Origin of the sequence: Paenibacillus sp. FSL H3-0310 (genome assembly GCF_038002785.1) — a bacterium.
In the GTDB taxonomy this organism is placed as follows: domain Bacteria; phylum Bacillota; class Bacilli; order Paenibacillales; family Paenibacillaceae; genus Paenibacillus_AQ; species Paenibacillus_AQ odorifer.
Window position 1 is genome coordinate 63,919 of record NZ_JBBODC010000003.1, and the last position, 22,208, is coordinate 86,126.

The 22,208-nt window shown below is 43.7% G+C and carries 18 protein-coding genes; 11 read left to right on the forward strand and 7 right to left on the reverse strand.

Annotated elements, in window-relative coordinates; genetic code table 11:
• Window positions 1-195: 195 nt before the first annotated feature.
• Entirely contained in the window at window positions 196-4,146 is a 3,951-nt protein-coding gene (locus MHH63_RS26455; protein ID WP_341172253.1) for a collagen binding domain-containing protein, read from the forward strand.
• Between the two features lie 67 nt (window positions 4,147-4,213).
• Here MHH63_RS26455 and MHH63_RS26460 read toward each other — a convergent pair whose 3' ends face one another.
• Window positions 4,214-5,359: a response regulator gene (locus MHH63_RS26460; protein WP_076302180.1), complete on the reverse strand. Its 1,146-nt coding sequence runs from the start codon at window positions 5,357-5,359 to the stop codon at window positions 4,214-4,216.
• An 83-nt stretch (window positions 5,360-5,442) separates the two neighbouring features.
• Window positions 5,443-8,541 carry an ATP-binding protein gene (locus tag MHH63_RS26465; protein WP_341172254.1) on the reverse strand — a complete coding sequence of 1,033 codons (3,099 nt, stop codon included), beginning with the start codon at window positions 8,539-8,541 and terminating at the stop codon, window positions 5,443-5,445.
• A gap of 103 nt (window positions 8,542-8,644) precedes the next feature.
• On the opposite strand from MHH63_RS26465, the gene MHH63_RS26470 reads away from it, so the two are divergent.
• The 4 genes from MHH63_RS26470 (at window position 8,645) to MHH63_RS26485 (ending at window position 11,357) form a co-directional block, all read left to right on the forward strand.
• Window positions 8,645-9,226 carry an RNA polymerase sigma factor gene (locus MHH63_RS26470; protein WP_076125482.1) on the forward strand — a complete coding sequence of 194 codons (582 nt, stop codon included), beginning with the start codon at window positions 8,645-8,647 and terminating at the stop codon, window positions 9,224-9,226.
• On the forward strand, window positions 9,223-9,675 hold the full coding sequence (locus tag MHH63_RS26475) for an anti-sigma factor family protein (RefSeq protein WP_038569222.1): 453 nt from the start codon (window positions 9,223-9,225) through the stop codon (window positions 9,673-9,675). The genes MHH63_RS26470 and MHH63_RS26475 overlap by 4 nt, the downstream gene beginning before the upstream one ends.
• A gap of 75 nt (window positions 9,676-9,750) precedes the next feature.
• Complete coding sequence (locus MHH63_RS26480) at window positions 9,751-10,248, forward strand: hypothetical protein (protein ID WP_076125480.1); 498 nt, start codon at window positions 9,751-9,753, stop codon at window positions 10,246-10,248.
• 17 nt (window positions 10,249-10,265) lie between these two features.
• Window positions 10,266-11,357: a DUF4097 family beta strand repeat-containing protein gene (locus MHH63_RS26485; RefSeq protein WP_341172255.1), complete on the forward strand. Its 1,092-nt coding sequence runs from the start codon at window positions 10,266-10,268 to the stop codon at window positions 11,355-11,357.
• A gap of 76 nt (window positions 11,358-11,433) precedes the next feature.
• Here MHH63_RS26485 and MHH63_RS26490 read toward each other — a convergent pair whose 3' ends face one another.
• The gene (locus tag MHH63_RS26490; RefSeq protein WP_341172256.1) at window positions 11,434-12,414 is read right to left on the reverse strand and encodes an aldo/keto reductase; all 981 of its coding nucleotides are present in this window, start codon (window positions 12,412-12,414) and stop codon (window positions 11,434-11,436) included.
• A gap of 226 nt (window positions 12,415-12,640) precedes the next feature.
• On the opposite strand from MHH63_RS26490, the gene leuB reads away from it, so the two are divergent.
• From leuB to MHH63_RS26515, 5 genes are all read left to right on the forward strand, one after another.
• Window positions 12,641-13,723, forward strand: a complete 1,083-nt coding sequence (gene leuB, locus MHH63_RS26495; protein WP_076185413.1) for a 3-isopropylmalate dehydrogenase — start codon at window positions 12,641-12,643, stop codon at window positions 13,721-13,723.
• Between the two features lie 181 nt (window positions 13,724-13,904).
• Window positions 13,905-14,444: a peroxiredoxin gene (locus MHH63_RS26500; protein WP_036680102.1), complete on the forward strand. Its 540-nt coding sequence runs from the start codon at window positions 13,905-13,907 to the stop codon at window positions 14,442-14,444.
• 225 nt (window positions 14,445-14,669) lie between these two features.
• Window positions 14,670-15,077 carry a hypothetical protein gene (locus tag MHH63_RS26505; protein WP_036680100.1) on the forward strand — a complete coding sequence of 136 codons (408 nt, stop codon included), beginning with the start codon at window positions 14,670-14,672 and terminating at the stop codon, window positions 15,075-15,077.
• A 391-nt stretch (window positions 15,078-15,468) separates the two neighbouring features.
• The gene (locus MHH63_RS26510; protein WP_036680098.1) at window positions 15,469-16,572 is read left to right on the forward strand and encodes an ATP-binding protein; all 1,104 of its coding nucleotides are present in this window, start codon (window positions 15,469-15,471) and stop codon (window positions 16,570-16,572) included.
• 107 nt (window positions 16,573-16,679) lie between these two features.
• Window positions 16,680-18,185 carry a leucyl aminopeptidase gene (locus MHH63_RS26515; RefSeq protein WP_179086310.1) on the forward strand — a complete coding sequence of 502 codons (1,506 nt, stop codon included), beginning with the start codon at window positions 16,680-16,682 and terminating at the stop codon, window positions 18,183-18,185.
• A 98-nt stretch (window positions 18,186-18,283) separates the two neighbouring features.
• On the opposite strand, the gene MHH63_RS26520 is transcribed toward MHH63_RS26515, so the two are convergent.
• The 4 genes from MHH63_RS26520 to MHH63_RS26535 all read right to left on the reverse strand — a co-directional run bounded on the left by MHH63_RS26520 (window position 18,284) and on the right by MHH63_RS26535 (window position 21,009).
• Window positions 18,284-18,430, reverse strand: coding sequence for a hypothetical protein (locus MHH63_RS26520; protein WP_172628785.1), 147 nt, complete (start codon window positions 18,428-18,430; stop codon window positions 18,284-18,286).
• 103 nt (window positions 18,431-18,533) lie between these two features.
• Complete coding sequence (locus MHH63_RS26525) at window positions 18,534-18,713, reverse strand: FeoB-associated Cys-rich membrane protein (RefSeq protein ID WP_038569228.1); 180 nt, start codon at window positions 18,711-18,713, stop codon at window positions 18,534-18,536.
• Between the two features lie 44 nt (window positions 18,714-18,757).
• Window positions 18,758-20,770 (reverse strand): ferrous iron transport protein B, encoded by a 2,013-nt coding sequence (gene feoB, locus MHH63_RS26530; protein ID WP_341172257.1) that lies wholly within the window; start codon window positions 20,768-20,770, stop codon window positions 18,758-18,760.
• The gene (locus MHH63_RS26535) at window positions 20,767-21,009 is read right to left on the reverse strand and encodes a FeoA family protein (protein WP_036680093.1); all 243 of its coding nucleotides are present in this window, start codon (window positions 21,007-21,009) and stop codon (window positions 20,767-20,769) included. Before MHH63_RS26535 ends, feoB begins: the two co-directional genes overlap by 4 nt.
• A 238-nt stretch (window positions 21,010-21,247) precedes the next feature.
• On the opposite strand from MHH63_RS26535, the gene MHH63_RS26540 reads away from it, so the two are divergent.
• A complete protein-coding gene (locus tag MHH63_RS26540) occupies window positions 21,248-22,207 on the forward strand; it encodes an aldolase catalytic domain-containing protein (protein WP_170914180.1) in 960 nt (319 codons plus the stop codon).
• Window position 22,208 lies beyond the last annotated feature (1 nt).

Genomic DNA, 22,208 nt, shown 5'->3' on the forward strand with positions numbered 1-22,208 from the left:
AAAGATCTCCAAGACTGCAATAGGACGCTGTTCAGATTATGTATAGATGGACTATTTACAATAGTTGTTAGGTTGCAAATTTATATCATGAGAAAGCGTCAAGGAGGTTAATGCGGGGGAGTAGAGTACGGGATTCAAAGGATAAAGCTTAGGAAAAGCACGATAAACGGAGTGACAAAGGAGGCATTTTTAATAATGTTATCAAAAAAGAAAATTAGCGCATTGCTCGTAGTATTCTTGCTTGTGACGCAATGGGCTTACAGCTTTGGCTTTGGAGTCAATTCGCAGGCATATGCGAGTGGCAACGGTACTGTAATTGGAGATGACCTCATTACTAGTGTTACGCTTGCTGTATACACCGATGATAAATACACAAATACGGTTACAGAAAGTGTATATGAACTTGATTCCTATTCGGAATTGAACTATACATGGTCACTTCCAGATGGGCATGGATATAAGGATGGGTCCACCTATACCTTTGATCTTCCAACACAGTTTGAACTTTATAACGATCTGAATGGTGATCTTATTTTTGACGATGAGCCTGTAGGGACTTATACCGTCGACAAAAATACTAACCGCGTTGTATTTACATTTAATGCTTATATCGAAACCCACGATAAAGTGGGAGGGACTTTCTCCGTTAGGTCGCTTTTGAGCTCCAAGAAAATTACAGGCTCCACGAAGCAAACCCTGATTTTCCCGATACAAGGCGGTACTCAGACCATTGAGCTTAATTTTAAGCCGAAGGTTAGCTCTACTATAGAAAAAGACGGTTCGCCTAAACCGCAGTATTATAACCCAACAAGCATCGCTTGGACGGTTGATGTGAATAAGGCACTGGAAAGCGTAAAAAATGCAGTGGTCACAGACACACTCCCTGCGGGATTATCACTGAATACGGTATCTATTGCTGTTTATGAGCTTGATGTGAAGGTCGATGGGACTGTGAGTCTTGGCAATCTAGTGGACAGCAGCAAGTATGATGTGACAGGATCCACTTTGGGAGAGTTAAAGCTGAAATTTGCGGATAACCCGCTTACTAAAGCTTACCGGATTGGCTTCTCTACGGATATTACTGGTACTGGTGTAGATGCGAAAACCTTTTTGAATGAGGCAGTCTTAACAGGAGATAACGGATTTTCTAAAAAGGCTAGCACTACAGTTACAGTAGGACGTGGCAAACCACTATCGAAAGAGTCCACCAATTACGATGCAGCGAATCAGGTGATTTCCTGGGCTGTTAATTTCAATTACAATGAAAAAACAATTTTAGCGGCAAATGCTATTTTGAAGGATACATTCAATAACACTCAAGATCTAATTCTCAACTCGGTTAAAGTTTATCCTGTAACGATCGACAGTAATGGCAACGGGGTTAAAGGCGCGGAAATCGCTTCAAGCGAATATACAATAACTCCAACAACTGCAACGGGATTAAATGGTTTTGATCTGAAATTTAACAATGATATAAATTCTGCCTACCGTATTGAATATCAGACAAAGGCAAACGGCAGAGTATTTGTTGATGGTCAGATTACGAACAAGATTACTTATGATGGAAAAACAGAAACGGGTTACAGTGATATCAAGCAGCAAATTCTCCATAAAAATTATAGTAACGTTAATTATGCGACTAAGACCCTCGATTGGACTATCCAAATTAACGATGACAGCAAGACTATGGAAAATCTAGTGGTGACAGATACTTTTGGCAATGCTGGATTAAAGCTTGTCCCGGGTACATTAAAGGTTCAACCAACTAAAGGTGGAACTGCTACCGTCCATAGTGTTGTTTACAATGCGCATGATCCGGTTGCAGTAAACGATGGATTTGTGATTACTTTTAATGCGCCGATAAATGAGCCTTACACAATTACTTATACAACAAGCTTTAACTATGATTGGCTGGCTCCGGGCAAAACTCAATTCACTAATACAGGTGCACTCGATTGGAAAGAAACGGTTAATGGGGTGCAGGAGTCTAAGCATAAAGAAGCGACCGTAACCTTTAATCCAAGAGATGAGGTTAAAAACAATGGGAAGAAGAGTGGTTCCTACAATGCTGTAACTAAGGAAATCACTTGGAACATTGGGGCTAATTATAATCAGAAAACGTTAATCCAAGCTCAACTGGTTGATACCATTTCAGCTGGCCAAGTTGTAAATATGGATTCTGTGAAAGTGAATAAATGGGAGTATGGAAAGGATGGAAATCCTTCTCCTCAAGCTAGTGTGAATTCCGCGGACTATAAAGTGGAGCTGGATGGCAGTGAGCTGAAGGTGACATTTAATAAAACGATTAATTATGCGTTCTACGTCACTTTCAAAACAACGTTCGCGGATCAAGCGATTGATTCAAATGAAATTAAAAATACAGCTACGTTATATGACGGTGCGAAAGTAGAGTCCGCTAAACTGCAAGCTTCTGTTAATATCCCTCAGGGCGGGGAATACGTTAACAAAGAAGGTGCGCAGGATGGCAATAAAATTCATTGGACGGTTTACATCAACCGTAACCAATCTTTTGTAAAAGAAGCGGTAATTACGGATATTCCAAGCGATAATCAAATCCTGCTGTCCAATACATTCCATGTCTACAAAACGAAAGTTGCAAGCAATGGGGATGTAACATCGACCAACCAAGAATTGGTGAGTGGTACAGATTATAAGCTGGAAATCACTACGGATAATGACGGAAAAGAAAGCTTTAAGCTTAGTTTCCTGAAGGATATTTCCGAAGCTTATATTTTGAAATATGACTCCCTGATCACAGCACAAAACAATGATAAGGTAACCAATAAGGTTAGTTTCGATGGTAAAAACATCAAGGTAGTTCCAGGTGTAAGCACCGAGGAAATTATCGTTAAGCTCTCTAGCGGCTCCGGCACAGGAAGCGGCGTAAGAGGACCGTTGACGATTACCAAAGTAGAAGACGGGAATACGAGTAAGGTGTTAAGTGGGGCCGTTTTTGATCTGTATCGGGTAGTTGATGCCGATAAGATCTGGATTAAGGAAGGCACTACGGATACAAACGGGATACTTGAATTTACCAAACTAACAGGTGGGAAATATATATTAATTGAGAAAACAGCGCCTGCTGGTTATGTTCTTGATCAAACACCACATGAAGTGACTATTTCTTCGACGACAGGGATAAGCCTTGAGGTAAAAAACAAAGTTCCGACACCAACAGCAACGCCTATACCGACCGTAACGCCCGCACCAACGGTAACACCAACGCCAACGCCAACAGCAACACCAACGTCGACACCGACAGCAACACCAACGTCGACACCGACAGCAACACCAACGTCGACGCCGACAGCAACCCCAACGTCGACGCCAACAGCAACACCAACGTCGACACCGACAGCAACACCAACGTCGACACCAACAGCAACACCAACGTCGACACCGACAGCAACACCAACGTCGACGCCGACAGCAACACCAACGTCGACGCCGACAGCAACACCAACGTCGACGCCGACAGCAACACCAACGTCGACGCCAACAGCAACACCAACGTCGACGCCAGAGGAACCGACAGGTCCTATCTGGACACCATCACCGACACCGGAAGTAGTCGTTACTTCTACACCAACAGCAACACCAGTTGTGGTGGCAACACCTTCGCCAACACCGATGGTAACGCCAGTGTCGACGGCAACGCCAACGGTTACGCCAACAGCTACTCCAAGCCAGCCTGTGGCAACTAGTACGCCTGTTGTTCCGCAGGTAACCCCACCTGTGCAGAAAGAGATTACCAATGAAGATGTTCCTATTGAAGGTGAAATTCCACTTGGGGGAGTGCCAAGCTTGGGAGATGAGCCGGGACATGGTAAAGTGACTATTACTAAGGATGGCAAATGGGTCTACACACCTGATCCGGGCTATATTGGTAAAGATAAGTTCACCATTATTGTTACAGATGAGAATGGAAATGAAGAAGAAATCCTCATAGAGATTGATGTGGAGGAAGTACCAAAGGGTACAGTTACTGAGCCGGGAAATAACAGCAATAAACCGACTCAGCTTCCGAAAACAGGAGAAGACAGCGCGTTTCCGATCTACTTGGCTGGTGGAAGTCTGGTGCTTTTAGGGTTTGTATTAACAAGACGATTCAAACGTAATAACTAGGAAGGTAATAATAAAGACACCCGGTTTTATCCGGGTGTCTTTATTATGTCTTGATAGGGTATTTAGCTCATCGCACTCTATGGTTAAGCTGTTCCCATTGCTCGTACCAGTGCTCAACGCTGGCTGGAAGATTAATGTTAAGCTCCTGATGGAATAAACCCTTTAGCAGCTTGTATTGCTCTTCCACAGCGGAACGTTCTCCAATGCTGTCGTAGACCTTCATTAATCCTAAATGCCCTTGTTCAAAATAAGGCTGTAACTGCACTACTCGTTGATAGACAGTAACGGCCTCGGCAATTCTGTTGCTTTCTATATAAAATTGGGCTATGCCCATTGCATGGTGCAGCCAAATGGTACGAAGACGTTGCCGCTCACTTTCAGCCCATAAATAATCATAATCGTCATAGTAATCTCCAGAATAAAGCTCGAATAAAACTTGATGCTCCGCACAATTAACTTCACTGATGGTTTCCAGAGCCAGGATACCCTGTTCCCACTTATCTACATCAATCAACATTGATCCGGTTTCAAGGGTATAGCCTTCCCCCCCGCTAAGGTTGCTGATATGCAGGTCGACTTCATTCTGCTTTAAGCATTGCCGGACTTGATAAATTGTTGTATAGAGATGGGTAGAGGCCTTTTTCAGATTGAAGTCTGGCCACAGCAGTTCAATCAGCATGTCTTTACTTACGAAGCGGTTGCGATTATGGAGCAAAAAGGCAAATAACTCTTGGGCCTTAGAGGTTCTCCAACGCAGATTATTCAGAGATTGTCCGCCTCGTTCAAAACGAAGCGATTGAAGACAACGAATGGTTACCTCTTCTTTTGCAATTATGAGTTTTGGTGCAAGTGACAATCTTTCTTCTAACCGCTGGACAGCTTTCAATAGTCGGTCATTTCGCACAGGCTTCAAAATATAATCGAGCGCATTGATCTCAAAAGCCTCCACAGCATAATGGTTATACGCGGTAACGAAGATAATATTTGCATTTGGACAGGCCTCTTGGAGCATCTCCGCAGCTTGAAGACCATTAATTTCAGGCATTTCAATATCAATAAAAATAACGTCAGGATGATAAGACGGAGCCTCTTGAATGGCCTGTGAGGGGTCCGTATAGGAAGCGGCTATATGTAAAGATGGTATTTTTTTTAACATAAACTCTAATTTCACAAGGGCAAGCCGTTCATCGTCAACTAATATTGCCTGAATCATTATTAATCACCACTCAGATATAGTATTTTAGCCAAAATACGTCGAATCCTTACTTGATATTTCGGTTCACAATAGTTTGTCTGTTAATCAGAAAGTTTTCGAAGCGGATTTTTTTTGTCAGAAGGAATAATAAAACTCACAGAAGTTCCTTTCCCTTCGGAGCTTTTAATCTGCAGCCCTTTTCCGTAGACCCGCAACAGCCGTTTATGTGTATTTAAAAATCCGATTCCTCTTGCATCATTAGACGGATTGCTGAGCAACTGCTGGAGTTGTTCGTTTTTCATGCCTTGGCCGTTGTCTGATATCGTGATTTCAATATCGCCAGCTTGTTCCTTGATGGTTATGGACACCGTTCCTCCTTGGGAGCGACTCAAAATACCGTGCCGGACAGCATTTTCAACCAGTGGCTGTATAGTCAGGGGCGGCAGCTGAAAATGCAAGCTTTCCTCATAATCCCAAAGAATGGTCATCCTATCTTCAAAGCGCTCCTTTTCTATGTAGAGGTAGGCATGAACAAGCTCAAGCTCTCGTTCAATCGGTATCATAGGCTCAGCATTCAGGAAATTGAAGCTTAAACGCAAATAAGAGCTGAAGGCATCCACAAGGTGACTCATTCTATTAATATCAAAAGAAGCCAGCGCGGATATTGAATTTAATGTGTTGAACAAGAAATGTGGTTGTATTTGCGCTTGAAGATAGGCAGCTTCCACACGAAGCCGTTCGTTTACGGACTGTTTTAGATCTGTTAAGGAGCGTACACGGGCCTTCAGCTCTATTGCATTCATAGGCTTCATTACATAGTCATTTGCACCTGAAATAAAACCGGTATAAATATCTTCCGCTTGGCCTCGTGCCGTCAGAAGCAGAATGGGAAGCTCAGCAATGGTGTAACGTTCACGAATTCTATGCGCCAGCTCATACCCGGACATTTGTGGCATCATTACATCTGTAATAATTAAATCCCACTGAACGGTATCCAGCAATAGTAAAGCATCGTTTCCGCTGGTCACCGTAACGATTTCATAGTCCTTGATGGAAAGTACGTTGGTAAGTATTTTTAGATTAACCGGATCATCATCTACAGCCAGAAGCTTTGGTCTCCTTCCATGGGCTGATGAAACGATACCCGGTGCGGTTAATTTGGATAAAGTGATCATAGATGGCGTGTCTGAGAATTCAGTCATAGAGGGCAGTTCTGAACTCAATACCCGGCTGGTTGAATCGTATAATGGCATTGTGAATGTAAAGGTAGTACCTTCTCCAAGTGTGGAGACTACACTTATTTTCCCGCCGTGAAGTTCAACTAACTGCTTGCTGGTGCTTAATCCAAGCCCGATGCCACCGCTAACTTCGTTCATGCTGGAATCGCCCTGTTCATAGGGCTGGAAAGCTCTGAGCAACGTCTCCTCGTTCATGCCAAGACCCGTATCCGTAATATGAATCTGCGCCGATTTTTTATGAATATCTGCATGGATTCTTATCGTGCCTACAGTCGTATATTTAACAGCATTTTGAAGCAGATTGAACAAGATCTGAATGAGTCTTTTTTCATCAGCCACAATAGAAGGGAATGAATCTGGTATTTCTGAGACTAAGGATAAAGATTTCCCTTCCGTTAAGAATTTGAACATATCAAGCACACCCACTGCGAAGGATTGGATCTTAAGTTCTCTGAGCTGCAATTGTATATTGCTTTCACGGAGCTGGGATTGATCCAGCAGATCGTCTACCAGAAGAGACATACGTCTTCCAACGGTAATGAGCAGTTTTAAATTCTCAGCATTTTGATGCGTTACAGTGTCACGCTCGCTGCCCAGGACAGTTTCGGCAATGTTAATGATACTGTACAGCGGATTTTTTAATTCATGTGAGGTGTTAGCCAAAAAAGCATCCTTTTGTGTAACACTTCTCTGCAGGCTGTGCGCCAGTTTTTCTGTCTCCTTAGTATTCCAGTGATATCGCTTAAATCCAAAAGTCGCAAAGCACAAAAAGGCGATAATTAGATCAAAAGGATAATAGGTAACGTTAACCCAGTTATAATTCTTGAACATTCCCCAAAGTGTGCTGTTAACGATGGCAAACATAGATAACAACAGGAAAATAGAGCCTTCGTAATTTTTAACAATAGATCTCAGAAAAAGAATTACGACACCTAATGCTAAAACTAATAAATTTATGCCGAAAATCAGTGTGTGAAATTCATAATAGTGAACAACGGGTCCAAATAATATGAACAGGATGTCTACTACGGACAGGATGGTTAGGATACGAATACTTTTTATTTTTAAATCCGTGAACAAAAGATGTTTGCTTGTCTGCAGGATAAAAATAAATACAGCAATATAAGAGATGTAAAATAGTTTGAAATTCCATTGATAGTTCAAGGGAAATACGTGCAATAGAAGCCTGTCATCATCTATGAGTACGGTAGTTATAGCGGATATTACCAGTAGAAAAAAATAGATCAACATCTTTTGCCGCAGCCCAATTATATATAAAATAACAGCATATACAGCGTGCAGTATTAGAACAACACATAATAGCAACTGTAGGCTAATAGAGAGCAGTCTTTCCTGTGTTAAAGCTTTTTCGCTGCCAAATACAATCGTTTTAGAAATTCCTCCCGTTTGGGAAAAGGAATAGTTGGCTACATGGATCACAATTTCAAGTTCACTTTTATCGGTTGTAAAGGATACTGAATAAGGCAGTATGTACGGAATATAGTGTTCTTTACTCTCAGCAGGAGTGCCAGAGCTGTCCAGCCGTTCACCGTTGATATACACTTCTGAAGAGGACCGAGCTCCGGAAATTAGAAGACTATAGGATTGCTTCTTATGATTATCTGTTAGGACACGTAGCCGATAGGAGCCGTAGCCATAAGCAGATTTATCGCTATCGCTAAGGGCATCTTTCCAGTTCCCCGGGACTTGTATATATTTTGCAGGAGCAGCATTTACAGATTGTTCGTTGAATGAAGGAAGCAGCATACCCGGATAGAACTCCCACTGCCCATTTAAAATAAGGAGTTTGTCCTGATTCCATTGTTTATCCCGTAAATCCAACACACCATTGATCAGTGGTGGTTGTGTGGTGTGCGGAGAAATCTTTACCCATAGGATACGGAATCCAGTGAGTATAATAAGAAACAATGCGATAATTAAGAAGAGTTTTCTTTTAGTCATAGTAGTTAAACATTATTCGACAACAAACTATATATTCCTCTCTTCAGCCTATTTCAAAAAAACCAAAAAAATTTATGTATAGGTTGCAGGGGAGAACGATTGGTTGGCGTCTAACGTTATGAAGGTGAAGGAGGGGAGAAAGCTGGAAGAGGCAGAATGGATTGCTGCTGTGCTGAACGGTCAACATCAAGCCTTTGGGCATTTGGTGACACGTTACCAAGGCATGGTATACAGAGTATGTGTCAAAATCACAGGAGAAGCCGAATCGGCCAAAGATATGGCCCAGGAGGTTTTTATAAAAGCATATAAAGCGCTCCCCTCTTTCAGAGGACAATCCTCCTTCTCGACATGGCTGTATCGGATTGCCTACCGAACCTGTCTGGACTGGAAACGGGCCAACGATAGGGAGTGGAAGTACCGAAGTGCAGCTGATTACACAGAAAATGATTGGGTAACGTCTCAAACTCCGGAGCATGAGGTACTTGAGCAGGAAACATCAGCTGAATTAGGAGAGAATGTGAACAGTCTGGCGGAACCGTACCGGTCGGTCGTCCAGCTGTACTATTTTCAGCGCAATTCCTATCAAGAGATTGCAGAGCAAAAGGGAGTTTCCGTGAAAACAATCGAATCGCAGCTTTATCGAGCCAGACAGATGATGCGTAAACAAAGGGAGGAATGGCGATGAATTGTGCAATAGTGAAGGAATGGATGCCACATTATATAGACGGCCTACTGTCTCCAGAGATGGAGCTGAGTATCCGATTGCACATAGAGTCATGTCCTGATTGCGCAGAGTGGCTGGAGGAAGCCAAGGCAATGTCGGAGCTGTGGTCGGAAATGGATGCTGACAGAGAACAGTTGCAGGCGCAGATGGACTTCCCGGATCTCGCAGCAGATGTTATGACACATATTGAGCAGCTCGAAACAGGTCGCAGATCACGAGCGACTAAGGCAACCAATGTAAGACGTCGTTCTGCCCCAAAAACCTCATGGATTCATTATGGAGTGGCTGCTTGCCTCAGTTTGTTATTGTTGCAGTTTGGGGTATTTGAGAATTTGGCCTATGGCATTACCGAAATAAACGGCCATATGTCGAATTCAGTAACCCAGTGGTTTGGTGGCTTTGGGAGATAGTAATAAAATAATTGATCATCAATAGATGTTTAAATTGGCTAAAGTTTTGCTACCCAAATTTTAGGAGGATGTATTATGATTAAGAAGAGACGTTGGCTCACTTTTATGCTGGCTATGATACCTGGAGTAGGTCATTTGTACTTAGGCTTTAAAAAGCAGGGTTTACAGTTTATGATCGGGGCCTCCTTATGTATAATGTTTATTCCGTCCGAGCCCTTGATCTTCCCGTTTGCCCTGGCGGCGCTGTGGTTTTATCAGTTGTTTGATGCCCTGCAGAAGGCGGCTTGGATGAAAATAACGGCTGCTGAACACGAACGAATGATGTTTCATCCAGACAGCTTCGGAGCCCCTTGGACCATGGGTATGTCCTCTATGCCTGGATATCCACATGAAGAGATCAATCCAGCTTGGGTGGGAATCGGCTGTGTTGTTGCTGGATTCCTCATGTTGGTAATCACAGCTTTCCCTACCCTTTGGGATATGCTGACTGAGATCAACATCGGCACGATCTTATTATCAGTGGGTCTGATTGCGTACGGACTGAAGATGTTAAGGAATAATACGAGAGCATAAGAAACGGGGATTTAACTATGGGGAGATGGAAAATAGGAAGTTTCACAGCAGCCTTGGGCTGCATTGCCCTTGGTGTCATTATCGTGATGGCTCAGTATGATATGATCAGCTATGAGGTGCTTGGTTTTTTATGGCCGGCGTTGTTGGTCTTATTCGGAATTGAGATGTTGATTAGACTTTTTATCAAATCCGATGTCAAAAGCCGTGTAAGCGGCTGGGCCATCCTGTTAATTATTGTACTGATCGGAGCAAGTGCTGCTCAGACAGTAATGGCTGGAGGTTCACTCAGCAATCTGATCGGTAATACACATCTAACTCCGCTTAGTGGGAATGTGGAAGTGAAAGAGAATATTACGACGCTCAAAATCGTACTTCCAAGTGGAAAAGTAAAGGTTGAGGGTGTAGCTGGAGGTTCTTTGGATTATGAGGGGAGTTTACTGCTGCCTGGAAAATCGCAAAGTGATGCTGAAAGTGCACTGGAAAAGAAATGGAAGGTTAGTACTGAAGGAGATACACTGATTATGGAGCTTGATACCGATCATAATTGGTTCTCTAACATTCAGTTTGGATTCAATACCAAAAGTCCTTATTTAAATATAAGTGCACCCAATAACCTTTCTGTTGAGGTTGAGACAAGTGATGGCTCTATAGAAGCCTGGAATCTTAAGTCAGGTATAGAGGTTGAGACAAGTAATGGTGCATTAAATATTCATGATATTATCGGCGAAGTGGATGCGCATACCAGCAATGGGTCACTATCCGTACAGAATATCCAAGGTGAAGTTGAACTTGTGAGCTCTAATGGAGCCATAGTATTGGATAACATTGATGGGGCGTTGTCAGCCAAGAGCAGCAACGGCAAAATTACTATAAACTCAGCAGTGACCGGAAACTGGAAATGTACATCCAGTAACGGAAAGATTATAGTGGGCTTGCCGGCCGTGTCGGATGCGAAGATTATTGCAGATACAAGCAATGGCTCGCTGAAGGGGAATGTACCCTGGGATCGGGACGGCGATAGCTATGGTACCGCTGTGCTTGGTAAAGCCACGTATACTGTGGATTTAAGCACGAGTAATGGAAGTGTGACCGTGGACACAGCTGAATAAGTATGAGTAAAAGGGAGCTGAGGCTTCAGCGAATGGATTCTGCTGAGGCCTCAGCTCCTTTTATGATAGAACTTACCTACCAAGCATAGGCTTTAGGGGCTTCACCGCCGGGTCCAGGGAATATTTCATCTAGTCGTTTAAGCACAGCTTGATCTAGTACAATCTCAAGACTGCGCAGCGCACTCTCAAATTGCTCCAGTGTGCGGGGGCCGATAATAGGAGCTGTTACAGCAGGATTAGCCAGTAGCCAAGCAAGAGCGACATTATCCTGTGGTTCTCCCAGCTCCATACATAAGCTGGCAAAAGCCTCAAGCTGGCTCTTGTGCTGCTCTACACGATCTGCATTTCCGCCACTTCGGCTGCCCTCTATTTTTTTGAGTGCATTTCTTCCGAGCAGACCTCCATCGAGTGGGCTCCAAGGAATAATACCTAGTCCCAGATGGCGAGCGGCTGGCAAAACTTCAAGTTCAGGAAGCCGACAGGTCAGACTGTATTTATGCTGCTCTGAGACTAGTCCAAGAAAACCACGAGCCTTTGCTTCTTGTTGTGCTATGGCGATATCCCAGCCTGCAAAGTTACTGGAACCGACATAACCAATCTTGCCTTGACTCACAGCCAGCTCGAAAGCCCCCCAGAGCTCTTCCCAGGACGTACTGCGGTCTATATGATGCATCTGGTACAATTCAATATGATCGGTCTGAAGACGCTGCAGGGACCCTTCAAGATGGCGGCGAATGATATATGAGGATAATCCTTCTTCATCATTAGGACCATCAAGCTTATCATTCATGGCTCCATAAACTTTAGTGGCTAGTACAACCTTTTCCCGCCGCCCGCCGCCTTGTTTAAACCAGCGTCCGATAATGGTTTCAGTCAGGCCAGAATTTTCGCCCCAGCCGTAAATGTTAGCGGTATCAAAAAAATTAACACCTGCATCCAGTGCAGCGTCCATGATGCGGAAGGCTTCTTTTTCATCCGTCTGTGGGCCAAAATTCATCGTTCCCAGACATAGGCGACTGACCTTCATGCCGGATTTGCCAAGCTTTGTATAATGCACTTCGCATTCACTCCTTTGATAGATGACTTCATAGTAATTGTAAACATCTTCAGAACTAAGAGCAAATATGCTCAGCATTCACGGTGGTGTTCTGATTCTCACTGTTTATAGGCTATACCTATCAGATCAATAGAATCTATATCTTTGTCCTTTACGACTGGGTATGATACAACAATATAAAGAAGAACTATGTCTGTTAGAGCAGAAAACTTGAGGAGTGACTGAGATGAGTGAAGTTAAAAAAATCGCCGTTATCGCAGGGGACGGTATTGGACCAGAAGTTGTAGCAGAAGCGGAAAAAGTATTGAAAGTAACAGAAGAAGTATTCGGTTATGCCTTTGAAACAGAGCATGCATTATTTGGCGGTATCGCTATAGACGAGAAGGGCACTCCGCTGCCGGAAGATACACTTGAAATCTGTCGTAGCGCAGATGCTGTGTTGTTGGGTGCTGTTGGTGGACCGAAATGGGATAATAATCCAAAGGAACTTCGTCCTGAAACCGGACTGCTCGGAATTCGCAAAGCACTGGGGTTGTTCTCCAACCTGCGTCCAGCTGTCGTATTTGACTGTCTTAAGGATGCTTCGACTTTGAAGCCTGAAGTCCTGGAAGGCACAGATCTTATGGTAGTTCGCGAACTGACTGGCGGGATTTATTTCGGAGATAAATTGCGCCGTCAAGGAGAACATGGTGAAGAAGCTGTGGATACCTGTGTATATAACGTAATGGAAGTAGAACGAATTGTCCGCCAAGCTTTTGAAATTGCCGGCAAGCGCCGCAATAAACTGGCGAGTGTTGATAAAGCGAATGTACTTGAAACTTCACGTTTGTGGCGTGAGGTTGTGAATAAGATCGCTCCAGAATATCCGGAGGTAGAGGTAGAGCATGTACTGGTTGATAACTGCGCAATGCAGTTGCTGCGCCGTCCATCTAGCTTTGACGTTATCGTTACTGAGAACATGTTTGGTGATATCCTGAGCGACGAGGCTGCTATGCTGACAGGTTCTATCGGTATGCTTGCTTCGGCTTCGATGGGTGACGGCAACTATGGTCTCTACGAGCCCGTTCACGGCTCTGCTCCTGATATTGCCGGACAAGGGCTTGCGAACCCGATCGCAACAATCTTGTCGCTGGCCCTTATGTTCCGCTTAACCTTTGGTTATGAGGATGCTGCTGCTGCAATCGAAGCTGCAGTTGCTGCAGTATTGGATGCAGGGCACCGTACAAGTGATATCGCCGTGGATAAGAGCAAAGCGATCAGTACAACTGAAATGGGCGACCTGATTGTTGCAGCAATCCGCACAGCTTAATTATTAGTTTATAATTATTACAAATAAATAATTGATCTAATCTTGACTTTGATTTTGTGCGATGATACCATTTGTTTAGTAGACAAGATATTATCGATTTCTGCAAATTTCAATATATTTCAGTATATTGAGAGATACAAATGGTACTTTTTCTTACATAATCAGAGGGAGGATTCTAGCAATGGCGGAACGTTTAGTAGGTAGACCGGCTCCCGATTTTACTATGGAAACCGTATCAGGTGATGGTAAGGATTTTGGTAAAGTAAGCTTGTCTGATTATCGTGGCAAATGGCTTGTATTCTTCTTCTATCCGCTTGATTTCACATTTGTGTGTCCAACTGAAATCACAGCTCTCAGTGACGCAGCAGCACAGTTTGAAGCACTTGATACAGCGATTCTCGGCGCAAGCATCGATTCGATCCACAGCCACAAAGCTTGGATCAATACCCCTAAGGATTCTAATGGCCTGGGTCGTTTGAATTTCCCACTTGCAGCTGATATTACGAAACAAGTCTCTAAAGACTATGGCATTCTGATTGAAGAAGAAGGTATCGCATTGCGTGGTTTGTTCATAATCGATCCTGAAGGCGAATTGAAATATCAAGTCGTTAACCACAATGATGTAGGCCGCAGCGTGGAAGAAACACTTCGTGTTCTGCAAGCCTTGCAATCTGGTGGTTTATGCCCAATGAACTGGAAGCCGGGAGATAAGAATCTGTAAATTTTAGACCGTTATCATAGTGATCCTTGATATTCTGATTTCTACCTCCTTGCAGAAAATTTTCTGTAAGGGGGTTTTTTGCTCCAAAAGATCTTGTATATCTAAATAGATTTGAAAATAGGCGCGAAAAGTTATATTATGTCCTCGAGTGGAGGAATCTCCATTGGGGTAATGTAATACAATAATAAACAATCAAAGGGTTATTTCTAAGGAGGGCGAACAAATATGAGCTTTTGCTGTGGAGCGAGTATGGTAGGAACAAAGGGGACCCTAAAACATTATCGCACGCAAGTCCATAATGTTCCCCTGCTTTTTTGTCCGGTATGTCATCGTGTGGAGGTTCACTACAAGGTCGAGAATGAATATGAGATCTTAGCGGAATATGCACATGGAGATGGTGTTACCGACGTGGACTTTCAGGACTATGTCATGGAAGACGAAACTGCAATATTCGAGAACGTCATTAACGTCGAGAGTGAAGATCCTCTAGCCGTTGTACGCAATCAAATCGATATGGCGCTTGACCTGCTAGCTGTAGCCAAACAGATTGAGGATACCAAGTGGGAACGGGAATTGAAAAAAAGGTTAGCTGTGATGAGTCAGCGCCGTCTACGCCTGCAACAAAAGGCATAAGTTTATTACTAATTTTTTGGGCATGCCCCATTTTTCCATGTAAGCCTCCGCAATCGCGGGGGCTTTTTAGCTTTTTATAATCCTTTTTAGTTTTTCGTGATCCTTTTTAGATTTTTTTAAATCATTTAGGCGAATAAATAGCGATAAATATAATTTGATGTGATGTTTCATATGTCTTTGGAATCATTTTATGAATTTTTTTACCATTCGACAGTTTCTCCGATTGCGTTGTCTAGTTCTCTTGGATATGATTGGAATATAATTGAACCGGTTGGAAAAAGTGCAACGATTACCGAATGTTCTGGCGGCTTCGTCATACACTCAAATACATAGTAATTTGATGTCGCTTAAGCGTCTTCGTCAAATGCAGTAAAAGGGGGAACTTCGTATCGTGATTAGCCAATATCAAGAAAGTCTTCTATTACCGGGAAGAACCTATCAAACTGGACCTGTGGATACTACATACGAGGATGTTCTAGAGAATATTGACAGCGGAATCATGCTTTTTGATGAAGAGGGAGTTATAAGTTTTGTAAATAAGCAAATGTACGGGATGCTTGAGCTTACCCGTCACTCTCTTGTGGGCTGCACATTTTCCCATCTGCTGTCTAATGTTCGACTGAGCCGTTCCAAGAAAAAACAAGTACTGCAGAGCTACAGAGAGATGGTATACAAAGGAAAATCAAATTATGAGTTTCTAGACGAGTATGGCCGTTACTGGAAGGTTACTTTATGCTGCGGAGAGCAAATGAAAGGCTGTTATTTGTTCACTGTCAAGGAAATCTCGGATTATAAGTTAATCGAACAAACGGCTTACCAGAACGATAGCTTGGCTATGCTAGGCAAATTATCCGCATCTATTGCCCATGAAATCCGCAATCCGTTGACCGCGATCCGGGGATTTATTCAACTGCTTCATCCATACTTGCATCAACTGGGGAAAGAGGAATATGCCAAGATTATATTGGCCGAGATCGATCGTGCGAACGATATTATCCATGAATTTCTGTCCTCCTCTAAGCCGTCAGTTCCGCAGGTGGGGATGATACCCGTGTCCGCATTGCTCAAGGAGGTTGTTCTCCTTACAGAGAGCGAAGCTTTAATGAAGGGCTGCCAGATCAATCTTCATCCTCTTCAAGAGGACATGGTGATTTCTGGCGATGTCAAACAGATGAAGCAAGTTGTGCTTAATATGATTAGAAATGCAATGGAGGCTGTAGCGGATCGAGAAGATGATTCGATGGGGAAAATCGAGGTTGGTGCCCGCAGAGAAGGCTCTGAGGTCCGTATGTTCATATCTGACAACGGTAAAGGAATGGATATTCGTACACTGGACAGGTTATTTAATCCTTTCTTTACTACCAAAGAGAATGGTACAGGATTGGGTCTTTCCGTAAGTGACCGCATCATCAAAAATCATGGCGGATGCATTTCTGTTAGCAGCAGAGTCAACGAGGGTACTCATTTTGTGATCTCTTTGCCATTAATCCATTAGAATAAGTAATAAGAGGCTGATCCCTGCGGATAATACAGATGCGGAGATCAGCCTTTGCTTATGTTACAATGGGTGTTGGTTTGGGGAAACAAATGGAGGGAATCACAATGAATATAGAATACAACAGTGGTGTTGCCAACAATGTGCAGGGTGATGCCCTTATCCTTATTATTTCTGAGTCTGAGGTCGAAAATGGAGGCTTTTCCGAGGGCTGGGATGACAGAATTCGCCTATTGGGAAAGGCAGGTTTATTTAAAGGCAAGCTTAATCAGACTTATGTACTACCTGCTGAGAATTCATCTGGTTGTCCTGTTGTTATTTTGGTTGGCAGGGGGGACCAACTTCTCACGACTGAGGATCTAAGGCAAATGGGGGCTCAGACAGCCCGTGCAGCACTTCGTTTGAAGGCGCTCAAGCTGGTATTTGAAGTGCCGGAAAAATTACAGGAGCTTACCGTAGAGAAGGATGTGACTTCTATTGCTTATGCGCTGACGGAGGGGCTAATGCTTGGTTCCTATCGTCGGGCTACCTATAAGCAGGTGCAGTCTTTTTATACAGGCCCAACAGCAGTTGTTTTCACTATAAAAGAGAAATTAGAGGGTACTGCCGGGCGGGATTGGACTCAAGGCATTCAGAAGGGGCTAGCTTTCGGTGAGGCCACGAATTTGGCGCGGAGCTTGACCAACATGCCTGGTAATCTATTGACTCCCTCAGACCTTGCTGTGGCCGCTATAGAGGTTGCTGAGCGATATGGCTTTCCTTCTGAGGTGCTGGATGAACGGGAAATTGAGCAAAAAGGAATGGGCGGATTGCTCGCCGTCGGAAAAGGAAGTGTAAACCCTCCACGAATGATCGTCATCCGTTATCAGGGGACAGGGAATTGGGATAACGTAGTGGGGCTTGTAGGGAAGGGAGTTACCTTTGACACCGGCGGGATCTCCTTAAAAAGAGCATCAGGTATGGAAGAGCTGATTAGTGATATGGGAGGGGCAGCGGCAGTACTCGGAGTAATGGAGGCACTTGGCCGCTTACGTCCACGAATTAATGTCGTTATGGTTATTCCTTCTGCGGAGAATATGCCATCGGCCAATGCTTTTAAGCCTGGAGATGTTATTACCTCCATGAGCGGACGAACGATAGAAGTGTTGAATACCGACGCTGAAGGCAGAATTGTCCTGGGAGATGCTCTGACTTATGCTAGGGAATGGGGAGCGAAACGTATTATCGATGTAGCTACGCTGACAGGCGCTGTGTTGTCCACTTTGGGAGATATAGCAACGGGTGCTGTGACTAATGATGAAGCGTTTCTGGAGCGATTTCTGGCCGCTTCAAGCTATTCAGGGGAAAAGGTCTGGCCGCTTCCGGCATACCCGGAATTTCGTGAGATGCTAAAGAGCGAGGTTGCCGATATCCGTAACACTGCTGGAAGATATGGTGGAGCTACTACAGGCGGATTATTTGTAGGTGAGTTTGCTGAGGGCTTGCCATGGATTCATCTAGACATTGCTGGCACTGCATATGTATCTAAAGAACGTGGAGTTAATCCTAAGGGAGCAACAGGTGTCATGGTTCGTTCTATCATTCAGTGGCTGCTGAGCGAAAGCGAGATCTAAACATCCGGGGAGCTGTCCGTTCTAAACAACAAGGGGTGTTCCCTAAACCAGAGTCTGGTTTAGGGAACACCCCTTTATTGAAATCCAAGAGCAGAAGCTTAAACAGTACCACTGGATTTTTTTGCCTTCGATTGGGAAGTGTAGGATTGAATGCCGTTCATAATTTTATCGCGAGTTCCCTTATTCTTCAGTAAATATACTGCTCCCAATGCGACTGTTGTAAATAATGTCTTTTTGGTATTCATAGGAATTACCTCCTTGGTATTGTCTGTAGTTGCTTATAACAAACATACCCGTTAGTTAAGGAGGCTAAACGATAAATCTCTATTTATTGCTCGTTTTACAAGCTTACTTCTTGTTGTTAACCGGTGTTGAACAACAAGAAAGAGGGGAATCCATCGATGCTGCCGAGCAGCTTTTTCCTTTATCACAGCCTGCACAAGCGCCCTGCTTCCCCTTTTGCACATGTCGATAGATGGTCCAGCCAGAATAACCGAAAATTAAGGCGACAATCACAACATTTATCATAATGGTACCCCACTTTCATCATGAGAATCTTATAATTTACAAGTCTACGACCATCCTAATAACCGTCCGCCTTGAAAAATAATTAAAGATACGATATACGCCAGAACGAGAGAATACCCCATGGAGAAGAAGGTCCATTTCCAAGATGCTGTTTCTTTTTTGATCACCCCTACAGTAGCCAAACAAGGAATATATAGCAGGATAAAGGCCATAAAGCTGATCGAACTCAATGGTGTGAAGACTTGAGAAATTTGATTTTCTAAACCAGCAGCATCTGGTGCATGATAGATGATATTCATGGTAGAGACTACGACCTCTTTTGCCAAAAAGCCCGGAACCAATGTAGAGCCAGCCTGCCATGTTCCGAAACCAAGCGGTGCCAGTAGCGGTGCGATCATACCTCCAAACTTAGCCAGGAAGCTGTGATCCATGTCCACATCAAACCCGCCAGGACCCGCATAAGACATAAACCAAATAATTGCTGAGCCTGCAAGAATAATAGTTCCAGCTTTTCGCAGGAAACCTTTGCCCTTTTCCCAAGTGCTGCGCGATAAGGTCTTGATCTGCGGCATACGATAAGGTGGAAGCTCGATCATGAAAACTGAGGATTCATTTTTGAATAAATATTTAGAGAATACCTTACAAAGAATCAGCGCAAACACAATACCCATCACATACATGGACAGAACTGCTACGGCCTCTTGCGCCGGGAAAAATACTGCTGCGAATAAAGCGTAAACAGGCAGTCTCGCAGAACAGGACATCAGTGGCATTAGCAAGGTGGTCAGCATTCGGTCTTTGGGCTGTTCGATGCTGCGCGCCGCCATTATGGCAGGTACATTGCAGCCGAAGCCAATGATGAATGGAATAAATGCTTTTCCGTTTAGTCCCATACGTTCCATCGTGCTGTCCATTAATAAGCAAACCCGAGCCATGTATCCTGAATCCTCCAAGAAGGAAATGATCAGGAAGAGAATGAAGATTTGCGGGACAAAGACGAGGACGCCCCCTACACCGCTAATTAATCCATCGACGATCAGGGCATGCGTGAAGCTGGATGCTCCAAGCGTCTGTAGCAGGGAATTGGCTCCATCACTAATCGGTCCGGAGATCAGGCCATCGAGGAGATCTGATAGAGGTCCGCCAACCCAGTCAAATGTGGTCTTAAAGAGAGCATACATAAAGAAGATAAATAAGGGCAGTCCTAGAAAACGATGCGTCAATATGGAATCTAATCTTTCTGTTAAGTTATGAGGCTTCTGCGTTGTTGTATCAAGTACAACCTCACAAATGAAGGGGATATAATCCATCCGCTGTGAGCGAATCCATTGGGGGAGCGTCAGGGCCAGCTTTTTGATCTGTAGCTCACTCTGACAGGATTCACAGATGTTTAGCAGGCGAGAGGTGTCCATACGTGTCTTTAGAAAATGAAGAATAACCGGATTCTGCTCCATAAGCTGTAGAGCAATCCAGCGGTGATTGGGTAAGTCCTTGATAGGAAGTAATTCCTTTTCTATAGAAGATATCGCATGCTCTACAATCTCACCATAGTTCAACTTGAACTTTACAGCGGGAATCGCAGAGGATTTCTCTAAAATACTGAGGACTTGTGCGCAGCCTTTTCCCGTTCTTGCAACAAGCGGGAGGACAGTTATACCCAGTCGTGATTGTAAGACTTCATGATTGATGCGAATTCCACGTGCATTGGCGACGTCAATCATATTCAGTCCGAGTAAGGTAGGTTTGCCATACTCAAGTAATTGAAGCGTGAGCAGCAGATTTCGTTCCAGCTGTGAAGCATCCACGATATTAATTAAGGCTTCAGGAGATTCTTCTATTAAATACTGGGCAGCAACTCCCTCATCACGTGAGAGTGGGTGCAAGGAATAGATGCCCGGCAAATCAATGAGCTTGCCAGCGCCGTTCTTCAGGCTGCCGATCTTCTTTTCTACCGTTACCCCTGACCAGTTACCAACATATTCGTATGAGGAGGTCAATGTATTGAAGAGAGAGGTTTTACCTGTATTGGGGTTACCTACAAGTGCTATTGAACTCAAGACACGTTCACCTCAATCAATGAAGCTTCCTTCCGGCGGATGGCGAACAGTTGTCCATTGCATTCCAAGGTAATAGGTCCTAAAAAAGGTCCTTTTCCTTTCAGGCGAATGCTCACACCCTCGGACACTCCAAGATCAGCCAGACGACGACGCAGGATGGGGTTGATTCCTTCTATTTTATGAATATATCCGGTCGAACCCGGTTGTAGTCGCAGTAATGAGCAAGAGGTAGAAGCCATTTTTATCCCTCCAAAAGAGACTGATAATCAATCTCAATGATTTTCTTGTAATGTAGCATTTTTAGGGCTTATTTACTGTGATCATTGTCGCTGACACGATGTGGTAATAGCATTAAAGAGAAGAAGATGAAATTCCTTTACATTTTATTCTTCATTAAAGTATGATTATACGATATAAATTGCATAGTAAAGCTATATTCGCGGTTATAATGATTGCAATAGTTGAAGGGAGATAATTATGAAGACTAATCAATGTAAGATTGTTGACTGCACCATCCGAGATGGGGGCCTAGTGAACAACTGGGATTTTAGTGTGGAATTTGTACAAAACTTATATGCCGGCTTGAATGAAGCTGGTGTTGATTATATGGAAATCGGTTATAAAAATTCACCAAAATTGCTCAAAGGAGCAGAGGGTGCCGGACCATGGCGTTTTCTGGACGATGATTTCCTGCGTAAAGTGATTCCGCAAAAAGGTCACACCAAGCTATCTGCTTTGGTTGATATCGGCCGCGTGGATGAGAATGATATTTTGCCCCGCAGCGAAAGTATGCTGGATTTGATTCGTGTGGCATGCTACAGCAAAGATGTAGAGAAAGCCTTGCAATTGGTACAAACTTTCCATGATCTAGGCTATGAGACAACGATCAACATTATGGCTTTGTCTAATGTTATGGAGAATGAATTGTTGGAAGCTTTTGAAATGATCCGTGAGAGCGTTGTTGATGTGGTATATATTGTAGATTCATACGGCAGCTTGGATCACAATGACATGAATTATCTGGTTGAGAAGTTCAAGACACATCTGCCAAACAAACGTCTAGGCGTACATACTCACAATAATCTTCAGTTGGCGTTCTCCAACACGTTGATTGCTGCTGAGAATGGTGTAGAGTTACTGGATGCTTCTTGTTATGGAATGGGACGAGCTGCAGGAAATTGCCCTACAGAGCTGTTAGTAACTCATTTGAAGAATACACGTTACTCCTTGCGCCCTGTGCTTGATATTATTGAACGCCTGATGATTCCTTTGCGTGAGAAAGAGGAGTGGGGCTATATCATTCCTTATATGATCACAGGTACACTTGATGAGCATCCACGTTCAGCAATGGCACTTCGTGCATCTGCAGACAAGGATAAATCCGTTGATTTTTTTGATAAGCTTACAACACCAGAAGTAACCTTTGGTGACAAATAAA